The organism is Williamsia sp. M5A3_1d, from assembly GCF_053345315.1.
In genome coordinates this window covers 1,027,433-1,040,627 of record NZ_JBKEZX010000001.1, presented here as the reverse complement: position 1 = coordinate 1,040,627, position 13,195 = coordinate 1,027,433, and the positions used below count along the sequence as shown (strand labels likewise).

General features: G+C 69.0%; 9 protein-coding genes. 5 read left to right on the top strand and 4 right to left on the bottom strand.

Going from position 1 to position 13,195, the window contains the following annotated elements:
* Positions 1–68: 68 nt before the first annotated feature.
* From ACLBW1_RS04790 to ACLBW1_RS04780, 3 genes are all read right to left on the bottom strand, one after another.
* On the bottom strand, positions 69–1,592 hold the full coding sequence (locus ACLBW1_RS04790) for an alkaline phosphatase D family protein (RefSeq protein WP_447811143.1): 1,524 nt from the start codon (positions 1,590–1,592) through the stop codon (positions 69–71).
* 374 nt (positions 1,593–1,966) lie between these two features.
* Complete coding sequence (locus tag ACLBW1_RS04785) at positions 1,967–2,620, bottom strand: hypothetical protein (RefSeq protein ID WP_447810393.1); 654 nt, start codon at positions 2,618–2,620, stop codon at positions 1,967–1,969.
* 6 nt (positions 2,621–2,626) lie between these two features.
* Complete coding sequence (locus tag ACLBW1_RS04780; RefSeq protein WP_447810391.1) at positions 2,627–3,913, bottom strand: adenylosuccinate synthase; 1,287 nt, start codon at positions 3,911–3,913, stop codon at positions 2,627–2,629.
* Positions 3,914–4,032: 119 nt separating this feature from the next.
* Between ACLBW1_RS04780 and ACLBW1_RS04775 the strand changes: the two genes are divergently transcribed.
* The 3 genes from ACLBW1_RS04775 to ACLBW1_RS04765 are packed head-to-tail and all read left to right on the top strand — an operon-like array spanning position 4,033 to position 8,907.
* Positions 4,033–4,701 carry a hypothetical protein gene (locus tag ACLBW1_RS04775; protein ID WP_447810389.1) on the top strand — a complete coding sequence of 223 codons (669 nt, stop codon included), beginning with the start codon at positions 4,033–4,035 and terminating at the stop codon, positions 4,699–4,701.
* A complete protein-coding gene (locus tag ACLBW1_RS04770) occupies positions 4,698–5,480 on the top strand; it encodes a site-2 protease family protein (protein WP_447810387.1) in 783 nt (260 codons plus the stop codon). Before ACLBW1_RS04775 ends, ACLBW1_RS04770 begins: the two co-directional genes overlap by 4 nt.
* 19 nt (positions 5,481–5,499) lie before the next feature.
* Entirely contained in the window at positions 5,500–8,907 is a 3,408-nt protein-coding gene (locus ACLBW1_RS04765) for an ATP-binding protein (RefSeq protein WP_447810385.1), read from the top strand.
* Positions 8,908–8,987: 80 nt separating this feature from the next.
* On the opposite strand, the gene ACLBW1_RS04760 is transcribed toward ACLBW1_RS04765, so the two are convergent.
* Entirely contained in the window at positions 8,988–12,356 is a 3,369-nt protein-coding gene (locus tag ACLBW1_RS04760; RefSeq protein WP_447810384.1) for an Ig-like domain-containing protein, read from the bottom strand.
* Here ACLBW1_RS04760 and ACLBW1_RS04755 point away from each other — a divergent pair.
* Both ACLBW1_RS04755 and ACLBW1_RS04750 read left to right on the top strand, forming a co-directional pair.
* Positions 12,334–12,801 (top strand): hypothetical protein, encoded by a 468-nt coding sequence (locus ACLBW1_RS04755; RefSeq protein ID WP_447810382.1) that lies wholly within the window; start codon positions 12,334–12,336, stop codon positions 12,799–12,801. The genes ACLBW1_RS04760 and ACLBW1_RS04755 overlap by 23 nt on opposite strands.
* A gap of 42 nt (positions 12,802–12,843) precedes the next feature.
* On the top strand, positions 12,844–13,065 hold the full coding sequence (locus tag ACLBW1_RS04750) for a hypothetical protein (RefSeq protein ID WP_447810381.1): 222 nt from the start codon (positions 12,844–12,846) through the stop codon (positions 13,063–13,065).
* The last annotated feature ends 130 nt before the right edge of the window (positions 13,066–13,195 follow it).

Below are 13,195 nucleotides of genomic sequence, written 5' to 3'. Positions count from 1 at the left end.
CCCTGCTTCGGTATCCGCCGCAGGCATCCGCCGCGGTGGCTTTCGAAGCAATCTACCCCGGCTCCGCGCTACTCCCGGCGGATATCGGTGCGGTGCAGCACCCGGCCGCTGGTGTCGCAGAGGTCGACGGTCATGGTGGCGCCGACACCGTCGATACGCACCTCGCCGAAATGCTGGAACTCCGTGGTGATCGGTGAGACGTTCGCGGTCGTCGGCGCATGCACGAACACCTGGTCGACGCCGAAGGTGGCGTCGAGCTTGCCCGCCGGGAACGCACCGGCGTGCAGCGGACCGGAGACGAACTCCCAGAACGGGTGGAAGTCGGGGTAGGCCGCGCGCGCAGGGTCGTAACGGTTGGCGGCGGTGTAGTGCACGTCGGCGGTCAGCCACACCACGTTGCGCACCTTCTTCGTCCGCGAGAGGATCTGCGCCAGTTCGGTTTCGCGTCCGAGTGGTCTGCCGTTGTCGCCCTGGGCGACGGCCTCGATGCCGTTCTTGTCGCCGTAGGTGGTGTCGGGGACGACGATGCCGAGCGGCAGGTCGTTGGCGACGATCTTCCACACCGCGCGTGACGAGTTCAGTCCGTCGGTGAGCCACTTCGCCTGCCGCGCCCCGAGGATGTGTCCGGAGGTGTTGCGGGCGTTCGAGTTCGAGTCCTTGTAGCTACGCATGTCGAGGATGAAGATGTCGAGCAGCGGGCCGTAGGACACCTTGCGGTAGACGCGGCCGTCGACGGCGTCCACCGGGGTGACGGGCTGCCATTCGTGGAACGCCTGCAGTGCGCGACGCGAGAGGACGTCGGCGCGCTTCTCCTGCGTGTACGCCGGGTTGGCGACGATCTCGCCGGGGAACCAGTTGTTGAACGTCTCGTGGTCATCCCACTGCACCAGCTGGGTGGTCGAGGCGGCGAATCGGCGGTAGTTGGTGTCGGACATGTTGTAGCTGTGGTTGCCGCGGAACTGATCCAGGGTCTGCGCCACATCGGATTTGGCGTCGGTGACCACGTTGCGCCACACGCGGCCGTCGTCGAGGGTGACGGTCTCCTTCAGCGGGCCGTCGGCGTAGACGGTGTCGCCGGAATGGATGAAGAGGTCGGCGTGGCGGTCGGCCAGCGTCGAGAACCCGTGGAGACCGCCGATGGCCTCGTTGATGCCCCAGCCCTGCCCGACGACGTCGCCGGACCAGTTGATCGTGATCGCCCCGGGCAGCACCGGCGCCGTGCGGAAGGTGCCGGTGAGTGGCTGCGATCTGGTGCCGCGGTCGGATTCGAGGGTGACGCGGTAGTGGATCGTCGCCCCGGCGGGGTGCCCGGTGACGCGGACGCGACCGGTGCCGTCGGTGGCGGGCGTGACCATCGGGCCCACGAAGCGGCGCGCGAAGGCGAAGTTCTCGAACAGCGACGTCTCGACGATCATCCGCGCGGGGGTGTCCGACCGCGCCCAGATCAGCGCGCCGTCGGGCCGGGGGTCGCCCGAGGCGATGCCGTGGGTGAGCGTCGGCCGCGCGCGGATCAGTGCCGGAGCGGCGCCGGCCCGAGGAGCGAGGAGACCGGCGGCGGGGATCACCAGGCCCGCAGCGGCGGAGGAACGCAGGAACGAACGACGTGAGACTGACACCCTCGAATCCTTCCCCCGACAGACGAACGCAGGGTTACAGCCAGACGTACGGCTGAGTGTGTGGAAAGCCGAGTCGAATGTGCTCACAGCGCGTCGTGAGCCGAGACGCGAACAACGCACATTCGACGACGGCTTTCCGCACACTCAGCGGCGGTAGAACGCGACCACCCATCAAGCAGCGGGATACAGCTCGAAGTCAGGCCAGGTGACGTCGACTTTCCGCCGACCGTGCCACAAAGTGACATCGAGCGTGCTCCGTACGGAGGCCAGGTGTGCGTTCGGAGTGGCACGCTCGACAACACTTTGTGGCACGGTCGGCGCACGCACACTCGGCGAACGTTTCCGCACAGTCAGCCCGCGCGGGTCAGGCAGTAGCTCAGTGGTGTTGGGCGCTGGAACGAGATGACCTGTCCGCCCTCGCAGGTGATGGTCGCGGCTGCAGCTCTACCGGCCACGCGGATGCTCCCGGGCGCGGCGCAGGAGGTTCGACGGAACTCGGCGAGTGTGCCCGTGGGGCCGGGGATAGAATAGCACTGACCCGCGGTGAAGTTCGGCAGGATGCAGAGCTTGCCGAAGCCGGGCTGGGTGAGCTGCGAGTACTGGCCCTCGCCGCAGCTCCCGTCGGCCGACTGCAGCGCCGTCGCGACGATGAAGGTGAACTGCTGTGCACCGCAGTCGACTTTCGCCGGGACGATGCCCGCCGGTGTCTGCGACAGCGAGATGCACTCCCCCGGACTCGAATACATCGGCTCGGCCGACCGCGCGACCGTGCTCACCGGCGCCGACGACGAGGGTGCCGCCTTCTCGTCCGGCGCGTCCCCGCCGGTGAACAGCGAGAGGAACAGCGGCACGGCGATCCCGATGATCGCCAGCGCGCCGATCACGGCGATCAGCCGTCGCACCCCACTCGACGGCGTCGACACCCGCGAGATCCACGGGCGTCCCTCGATCGGTTCGACGTCGCGCCCGTGATCACGCTGGTCGTCGGGGCCCCGACTGGTCACCCGGCGCTACAGGATCTCGCGACGCACGATGGTCTGATCGCGACCCGGACCCACCCCGATGCACGAGATATGTGCGCCGGCAAGCTCTTCGAGGCGGAGCACGTAGTCCTGTGCGGTCTGGGGGAGATCGGAGAACGTGCGGCAGCCGGAGATGTCCTCCCACCAACCGGGCATCTCCTCGTAGATCGGCTTCGCATGGTGGAAACCGGTCTGCGTCATGGGCATGTCGTCGACACGCTCACCGTCGACGTCGTAGGCGACACAGATCGGGATGGTGTCGAGACTCGACAGCACGTCGAGTTTGGTGAGGAAGTAGTCGGTGATGCCGTTGACACGCGTTGCGTAGCGGGCGATCACGGCGTCGAACCAGCCACAACGCCGCGCGCGGCCGGTGGTGACACCCACCTCGCCACCGGTCTTCGCCAGGTACTCGCCCCACTGGTCGAACAGCTCGGTCGGGAAGGGCCCCGACCCGACACGGGTGGTGTAGGCCTTGAGGATTCCGAGCACCGTGGTGATGCGCGTGGGCCCGATCCCCGAACCGACCGACGCGCCACCCGACGTCGGGTTCGACGACGTGACATAGGGATAGGTGCCGTGGTCGACGTCGAGCAGGGTGCCCTGCGACCCCTCGAGCAGCACGGTCTCGCCGCGCTCGAGCGCCTGGTTCAACAGCAGCCGCGCGTCGGCGATGCGGTGTGTGAAGCCCTCGGCCTGGCCGAGCACCTCCTCGACCACCTGCTGCGGATCGAGCGCGCGGCGGTTGTAGATCTTGGTGAGGATCTGGTTCTTGATCTCCAGAGCCGCCTCGACCTTCTGGGTGAGGATCTTCTCGTCGAGAACGTCGGCGACGCGGACCCCCACGCGGGCGATCTTGTCCTGGTAGCAGGGACCGATGCCGCGTCCGGTGGTGCCGATCTTGTTGTTGCCGAGGAAACGCTCGGTGACCTTGTCGATGGCGACGTGATACGGCATCAGCAGATGCGCGTCGGCGGAGAGGATGAGGCCCGTGGTGTCGACGTCACGATCCTCGAGGCCGCCGAGTTCGGTGAGCAGCACGCCGGGATCGACCACGACGCCGTTGCCGATCACGTTCTTCACGCCGGGCGTCAAGATGCCCGACGGGATGAGGTGAAGGGCGAACTTGTCGCCGTTGGGGAGGACGACGGTGTGGCCGGCGTTGTTGCCGCCCTGGTAACGGACCACCCACTGCAGCTTCTCGCCGAGCAGGTCGGTGGCCTTGCCCTTACCCTCGTCGCCCCACTGTGCACCGATCAGTACGATCGCAGGCATCTCCACGTGCTCCTTCCGGCGCGGGCACACCCGAACCGTGGGGTAACCCTACTGGCTTTGTACGGCAGACACCGCTTCCTTCACCGCGCGGGCGCCGACGAGAGGGCGGTCGACACCCCATGACGATCAGCGTGATGTGCGCGAACGACGCCGACCTGCCCCCGGCATTCGCCGATCTCACCGTGACACGGGCAGGCCTCGACCGCGACTCCCTCCGGGCCGGCGTCGCCAAGGCCATGGCCCCACTCGACGTCGACCGCGTGATCGTGGTCGGCGGCGCCGATCACCCCGACGCGTTCTGCGGCGGCGTGGTGTCGCGCCTGATGATCGCCGAACGACTCGACGTGGAGGTCGCCTACGTCGCACCCTCCGCGACCCCGGGCACCGCGGCATGGGGCCTCCCCCACGGCACGGCCGCCGTCGATCTCGCGCTGTCCGGCACCGCCGTCGCCGTCCCCCTCGTCCGCGACGACGCCGCGGTCGTCATCATCGGCGGAGCACGACACCTCGGCGAGAACGGACAGCCGTTCACCGGCGAATCGATCGTCGACAGCGAACGACTGTTCCTGGGCACCGCGACATGCGTCGAGATCCGGCCCACCCGCACCGAGCCCGGTGTGGAGGGGGCGCTGCGGAAACGGTTCCGGCAGAAGTGGGTCGCCGGGCGCGCGGTGCAGACCGGTGGCATCGACATCGTGGTGGAACGCGACGGGGTCCGCGCCGACCGACTGGTGAAGCGTTCGACGATCTATCGCCACCACGACGACTGGAAGCTGGTGACCCCGTGAGCACGACAACCCAGATCGCGCGGGCCGTCCGGCCGGGCCCGGTGTTCCTCGGAGTCGGCGCCGCGACCGTTCTCGGCGGCGTGATCCTCGCGCAGTCGCAACCCGGCCGCAACGCGACGTCGATCATCGGGGCGCTGCTGCTCGTGGTCGGCGGGTGGGTCATCTCCCTGTGCCTGCACGAGTTCGGACACGCCGTGACCGCCTTCGCGTTCGGCGACTCCGGCGCCGAGAACCGTGGCTACCTGACGTTGAACCCCATGAAGTACGCCCACCCCGGGCTGTCGATCACGCTGCCGTTGGTGCTGATCCTGCTGGGAGGCATCGGCTTCCCCGGTGGTGCGGTGTACGTGAACCAGGCCGGTTTCACCCGCGCCCAGCGGACGATCGTGTCGTTGGCCGGCCCCTTCGCCAACATCGTGGTGGCGATCGGTCTCCTCGCCTACCTGCGGTCGCAGGTGGCGACCATCGATGCGTCGACGATCAATTTCTATTCGGCGCTCGGGATGCTCGCGTTCCTGCAGATCACCGCGGCGGTGCTGAACCTGATCCCGATCCCGGGGCTCGACGGCTACGGCGCGATCGAGCCGTACCTGTCGATGCAGACCCGACGGTCGATCGCACCCATCGGCCAGTACGGCTTCCTCATCGTGTTTGTCATTTTGTTGCTGCCGCCGGTCAACCGAGCCTTCTTCGACGTCATCTACTGGCTGTTCGAATTGTCTGGCGTCAGTTCGGCACTGGCGTCCATCGGATACGACCTGGTCGTGTTCTGGCGGTGAGCTGCACTATCGTGAAGTGATGACTACGGATGGCGTGGAGCTCGCCGTCCGACTCGTGGGTGAGGTCGCCGTACTCCACGGCGACCACGTGGTGCATCCCCGGGTGGTCGGCGGTCGGCGCTGCGACATCGTGCTCACCCATCTCGCCGTCAACCGACACCGCGATGTCACCCTCGAGGAACTCGCCGACGTCCTGTGGCCGGCTCTGCGGCCGCAGTCGTGGAACTCCGCCGTGCGTGGCGTCCTGTCCCGCGTCCGCGACACCTTCGAGATGGCAGGCATGCCCGCCGACACCGTCCGGTCGCGCGGTGGCAACGTCCGACTGACCCTGCCTGCGGGTTCGGTCACCGACCTCGAGTACTCCCGCCTGTGCTGTGAGCAGGTGCTCGACGACGAGACGAACGTCGCGAACGCGCGCACCGCGTTGCGGCTCCTCGACGGCCCCGTTCTGCGCGACGTCGAAGGACGATGGGTCGACGAGCTGCGCGACGAGGCCGAAGCGCTCCGCATCCGCGCGCACGAGGTGAACGCCGAGGTGTCGTTCCGCCTGGGCGAGTACGCGGCGGCGGTCTCCTCCGCGGAGCGCCTCGTCGCGATCGACCCCGTCCGGGAGAGCGCCTATCGGACGGCGATCCGCGCACACATGGCTCTCGGTGAACGCGGACGGGCCCTGCAGACAGCCGCCGACTGCCGGCAGGTGCTGGCCCACGAACTGGGCGTGGCACCCTCGGCGGCGACCGAGGACCTCTTTCTCTCGGTCCTGCGCGGCGACCCTCCGGCCGATCCGCCGAGATCGGCCGGGTTGATCGGTCGGGCGACGGAACTCGCATCGATCGCCGACGCCATCGACCGCGCGTCGCGCGGCGACGGTCAGGTGGTGGTCGTCTCCGGTGAAGCCGGGTCGGGCAAGAGCACGGTCGCGCACGCCGCGACCGATCGCGCCCGCACCGTCGGCGCCGACGTGCTGGTGGGGCGGTGCTCGGAGGAGGCGGTCGTCGCGTTCGAACCGTTCGTCGAGGCGATCGGCGACGACATCGAGGCGTCGGAGACCACGGTGGTGCGGGCGCGACTCCGCGAGACCGGTGCCGGCATCTTCCACCTCATCCCGAAGGCCGCGCGCCAATACGCCGACATCACCCCTGATCCGCCGCGATCCGATGACCGGGCCACCATCATGACCGCGGTGCTCGAGTGGCTCACCACCTCGACCCGACGCGGCCCGACCGTTCTCGTCGTCGAGGACGTGCACTGGGCGACGCCCGCCACGCTCGGGATGATCCGCTATCTCGTGCACGCGTCGCGACGCAGCCGTCTGTGTGTGATCGTCACCGTGCGTGAGGAATACGCCGACGCCGAGGAGATCCGCTCGACCCTTGCCGCCGCCGAGCGTTCCACGGGTTTGCGGCGGATCCGGCTCGCCGGCCTCAGCGTCGCCGAGGTCGGCGAGATCATCGAGGCATCAGGCACCGACCTCGACCCGATCACCCTGTTCGAGCGGACCCGGGGGCTACCCCTGTTCGTGGAATCGCTGATCGCATCGCATCTCTCGGAATCCGACGACGCCCTGCCGGCCTCGATCGCCGAATCGGTCGACCAGCGCGAACGCCTGCTGACCCCCCACGCCCGAGGTCTGTTGCAACTCTGCTCAGTGGTCGGCGTGGTGTCAGCACGCATCGTGTTGCGCACCGTCACATCCGATCTGACCGACGTCTCGTTCGCCGAGGCCCTCGACGAACTGGTCCGTCAGCGGCTGGTCATCGACTCGACGTCGGGCACCGATGTGGAGATGCGACATCCGCTGGTGCAGGAGGCGGTGTACGCGAAGATCCCCGGAGCCGTGCGGTCGGATCTGCATTCCAGGGTGGCGCAGGCCCTCACCGATCTCGGCGAGGTCGGCATCCCCGAGGAGTACGCCCGGCAGGCCTACCACCTCAGCCGCGGTCGCGACATCGACCGGGCGCGGGCGGTCTCGTACTGGTGGCGTGCGGGCACCTCGGCCATGTCGCTCGGCGCGTACGAGGATGCGGTCGCGTTCTACCGCAGCGCCGATCGGCGACTCATCCCCCGCGGCGACACCGCCGACCGATGCCGCCTCTGGGTCGATCTGGGGCGTGCCCAACGCAAGGCCCGCGACCCCGGTTTCCGCCCCACCCTCCTCGGCGCGGCCGACATGGCGCGACGCCTGCGCGATGTCGACCTCCAGGTCACGGCGACGCTCGCCAACGATCTGCAGGGAATCCTCTACGTCCACTTCCATTCCGACAGCGAACGCATCGCCGACCTGTACGACGCCCTCGAGGCGTTGGAGGCAACCGGGCGCGGCACGTCAACCGCCGCGTCACGGCTGTTGTCGCAGTTGGCCATCGAGCTGATCTGGGTGTCCGGGTACAGCACCCGCCAGGCGTTGCTGGTCCGCGCCATCGACACCGCACGCGGCGCCGGTGACCGCGGCGCGCTGGTGACGGCCCTGTCTGCGGTCGTGGTGGCGTTGCGGTCGCCGCAGTGCGCCGCGTTCCGACGGCAGTCGTACGACGAGTTGATGGAACTGCTCGCCACATCCACCGACCGCCGTATCGACCCTCTGGTCGCGGTGTGGATCGCCCGACAGCAGATCGAGTACGGCGAGTTGCGGGCGGCGCGACAGACCGCGGCGATGCTCACCGACGCCCAGGTGTCGCGTGATCCCGAACTGGCCTGGTTGTCGCGCTACATCGAGTTCGCCCTCGACCTCGCCGCCGGCCATCTGGAGCGCTGCGAAGACCGTCTCGACGCCATGCTCGACATCCCGTCCCCGCCGACGGAGAGCTATTCGTTCGGGCGCCTCCTCGGCCCGGTGATGGCGCTGCGGACGCTGCGCGGTGACATGTCCGAGGTCGTCGCCGCCCGGGACGCACTCACCGAGCGCTTCGACATCGTCGACACCTATCGCGCCTCTCTCGCAACGGCTCTGGCCGATGTCGGCGACATCGAGGGGGCGGGCGAACTCGTCGCGTGGTGGGACCGTCAGCGCATCGAGAAGATCCCGGTCGACAACATCTGGCTGGCCACCATCACCACCATCGGGCGGGTGGCCGCCCAGGTCGGCAACACCGAGATCTGCGGTGTCGCCCACGAGATCCTGTCCGCCTTCCCCGACGAGAACACCATCTCGTGGGCGTCGGTGTACGGCACCGTCCACCACCATCTCGGCGAGTTGTCGATCGCTCTCGGCGACTTCGACGCCGCCGCAGACCATCTCGACGACGCGCGTGTCGCGCACCGCGAGCGGGGTTTCGACGGCTGGTACGCCGAGACGCTCTATCTCGTGGCACTCCTCGAGCTGCGTCGCGACGGCCGCGTGACCGACGGGGCACTCGCCCGCGCCCGTCGTGCCGCCGACGAGGTCGGTGCCACCGCGGTACGGCGGCGGATCGACGCTCTCGCCTGAGCTGAACACCCGATCCCGCCACCGACCGACGAACCCGCCTCATGCACGAGGCGGGTTCGTCAGCTCGGAGCGGGTTGCGGTCAGCGCACCTCGCAGTCGATCCCGCCGGTGGGGGTGTTACCGCAGAACACCTGCTTGCCGGGTGGTGTGGAGCCACCCGACGATGTCTGCGAAGAGCCGCCCGACGACGACGGCGGGAGGTTGAGCGGCGGTGGCGGGGTGTACATGGACCCGGGGCCGTTCGGCACGATCACCGGCGCCGAGGGCGGCGGTACGAAACCGAATTGCCCTGTGCCGGGGTTGGTTCCAGTGAACGCCGCCGACGTGGGGTTGCTCGACGACGTGGTCCCACCCGTGCGCGGCAGTGTGATCGGCACGGTGACCGTCACCGGTGCTCCATGACCGTCCACCACGTAGACCGAGAACGAGTCGCTCGTGGGGCTCGTCGATGACGGCGGGGTGTTCGGCGTGTAGGTGAAGGTCCCGTCAGAATTGACGACGACGACCCCGGACACGGGGGCAGATCCCGGGTAGTAGGCGAGGACATCGTTGTCGGCGTCGGTCGCGGTGACCCTGCCGGTGATGACACCGGTTGTCGGATCAGCCGTCCCGACCACCGGGGTCCCGGGGACCGGCGGGTTGTTGGCCGGGAAGATGGCGGGCACCGTGACGGTGATCGGCAGTTCGCCACCGTGTCCGTCGGTGACGGTGACGATGAAGCTGTCCTCGTTGGCGCCGGCCGGAGCACCCTGCGCGCCGACGGCATGGCGTGCCGCCGCACTGGGGGTATAGGTGAACGTGCCGTCGGGGTTGACGATCACCGTGCCCTTGCCCGGTGTGGCGGCGGTATAGGTGAGCGTGTCGCCGTCGGCGTCGGTGGCGTTGATGCGCCCGGTGGCGACGCTGGTGGTCTGATCGATGTTCGTGATGAGCGCGCCGCTCTGGCCCGTCGGCACCGCCGGCTTGTTGTTCTGCGTTGTGATCGGCACGACCACCGTGACGGGAGCGGTTGTGCCGCCGTGTCCGTCGTTCGCGCTGACACCGAATCCGTCGACGTTCGGGCCGCCTGCGGCCGCGGCGTGCGCGGCGGCACTGGTCGGTGTGTAGGTGAAGGAGCCGTCGGACGCGATCACCACCGTCCCGCCGCGCGAGGTCTGCAGGGCGGTGTAGGTGAGTCCGTCACCGTCGGGGTCGGTGAACGTCACGCGGCCGGTCACGACTCCGTTGATGCCCACCGGGTCGACGGTGACGGCGCCGCCGGTCGGCGCTTGATTCGCCGAGTAGATCGGGAGCGAGAAGGTCACATCTGAACTCCCGCGGTGGCCGTCGGTCACGGTGACGGTGAACGAGTCGAGGCTCACGCCGCCGGGCGCGGCCGCGGCATGTCGCGAGGCAGCGGTCGGGATGTAGGAATACGTCCCGTCGGAGAGGACCGTGATCGATCCGCCCGCCGAGGTCGTGCTGTTGCGCGATGTGGAGTAGGTGAGGCGGTCGCCGTCGGCGTCGACGGCGTTGATCGATCCCGTGACCTGTCCGGTCTCCGACGACACCACCGTCGCTGTCGGCGTCCCCGCTGCCGGAGCGGTGTTCACCGGGGCGATCGGCACCGTGACGGTGATCGATGTGGACCCGCCGCGACCGTCGGAGGCCGTGATCGTGAACGTGTCGTTCAGACCAGCCTTGTACGACGCCGCGTCATGCTGTGCCGCCGGGCTCGGGGTGTACCGGAATTCTCCGGAGCTCGTGACGGTGACGGTCCCACCTCGAGTGCTGAGACCACCGGCGGGAGCGGTGAAGGTGACGGTGTCGTTGTCGAGATCGGTTGCCGACACCGTTCCCGTGACCAGACCGCCGACGCCGGCCGTACCGACGGTTGTGGTTCCGGCGACCGGCGGATGGTTCGCCGCAGCGATCGGCACGACGACGCTGATCGGGATGGCACCGCCGTGGCCGTCGGATGCGATCACCGTGAACGTGTCGCTGGAGGCACCGTTCGCTCCCGCCCCGGCGGCGGGCGTGTAGGTGAACCCACCCGCGGATGTGACGACCACCGCGCCCTGGGTCGGCGCGCCGGAACCGGTTCCGGCCGTGTAGTTCACCGTGTCGTTGTCGGCATCGGTCGCCGCGACCGTCCCGGTCACGACGCCGTTCACACCCGGTGTGCCGATGACGGTGGTACCGGCGACCGGCGGGGTGTTCGCGGGGAGGATCGGGACGACGACGCTGATCGGGGTGGCGCCACCGTGTCCGTCGGAAGCGGTGATGGTGAACGAATCGGTCGTCGCGCCGCCCGTCGCCGAGGCTGCGTGCTGCTGCTGACCGGTCGGCTGGAAGATGAATTGTCCGCTGCCCGAGACCTGTACCGTTCCGCCGCCGACGCTCGTCGCCGGGCCGGAGAACGTGACGGTGTCGCCGTCGGGATCGGTGGCGGTGACCGTTCCACCGAGGAACCCGTTCGGGGCCGTCGGGTCGAGAGTCGTGGTGCCGGCGACCGGCGCCCGATTCGCCGACGAGATCGGCACCACCACGCTGATCGGGACGACACCTCCGTGGCCGTCGTTCGCGGTGACGGTGAACGAATCCGTGGTCACCCCACCGGGAAGCGACGCCGCGTGCTGCGCGGTGCTGGTCGGCGTGTAGGTGAACCCGCCGGTCGAGGTCACGACGACACTGCCGCGTGACGGGGCGGATGTCCCGCTGTAGGTGACCGTGTCCTTGTCGGCGTCGGTCGTCGAGACCGAGCCGTTCACGACACCATCGGTTCCCGGCGTGCCCACCGTGGTGGTCCCGGCGATCGGCGCCTGGTTCGCGGGCAGGATCGGCACCACGACGCTGATCGGGGTGGCACCGCCGTGACCGTCGGAGGCGGTGATGGTGAACCCGTCCGAGCGCGCCGCCGTCGACGCGGTCGTCGCGGCCGCGTCGTGACGGGCCGCGGCGGTCGGGGTGTAGGTGAACGCACCCGAACCGGACATTGCCACAGTGCCCTTGGTGGGAACGGACGCGACGTAGCTGATCGAATCCCGGTCTGCGTCGGTCACCGCCACCGAACCCGCGACCACTCCGTTCGCGCCGGGAGTTCCGACCGTGGTCGTTCCCGCGACCGGCGCGCTGTTGGTCGGGACGACGGGAACCGTCACCACGACCGACGATTTCGAGATCCAGTTGTTCGCCGTCACGGTGAACGAATCCGTCGATGCGGCACCGGGTGTCGCAGCGGCGTGTCGCGCCGCCGCGGTCGGGGTGTAGACGAACTGCCCGTTCTTGTCGATGCTCGCCGTGCCACCGGCGGGTGCGGTGATCGTGTACCACTGCGGCAGGAAGAACGGGCTCGTGAACTGCGCGCTGCCGGTGACCTGTCCCGTGGCGGGGTCGACGGTCGTCGGCGCATTCTGGTTGCTCCGGTACGGATCGAACACCGACTGGATGCGCCGGAAGAATGCCGCCACCAGATCACCGATCGGATTGGCGAACGGCGCGGGAGCCGCAGGTGTGCCGGTCGTCGTGTTCGCGGCCGCCACGGGGACGCCCAGCAGCGACAGGCCGATCGTCGCGAACGCGGACACCGGCGTCGTCGCAGCCTGCTTCGACTGCGTCGCTGCCGACCGCAGGACCGGCGGGACCGCGATCACCGAGTTCGCCGCGGTCGAGACGAGCGGCGCCGACGTCGTGGTCGGGGCCGGAGCGGTCGAGGTCGTCGGCGCCGTGGTCGTGGTGGTGGTGCTCGTGCTCGTGCTCGACGATGCGCCGGTGCCGGAGGAGGGCTTTCCGGTTGTCGCCGGCGTGATCGGCGAACCTGTCGCGCCACCGGCCGTCGAGGTCGCGGGTGTCGTCGACGGGGTGGTCCCGGCGGGCGTTCCCGATGCGGTCGACGATCCACTCGACGTCGGGTAGATCGCCGTCGGCTCAGAGGCAGAACCGGTTGACGCCGACTGTGTGGTCTGCGGGGACGACGACGTCGAAGACCCGGATGCGGCCGAATCGGTCTGCGGGGTGGTCGATGCTGTGGTCGGCGGCGTGGTGATCGAGGGAACCGACGTCGAGTTCGCGGTGTCGGCGGCGCCGGTCGCGTTCGCGGCTGCGCCACCTGAGGCCGACGACGATGCCGATGGACCTGCGGGGCTGCCGGCGAGCGTGTCGGCGGCGGCGATCCCGTGACCGGCGAACATCGCTGCGCCGAAGCCCATCGCCACGGCACCGGTCTTCATCCACACCGGGACCTCGTGGTGGGTGGTCGATGCGCGATGGCGACCGCGCCTGTTCTCCTTGGCCGCCCGCGACTTCGCCT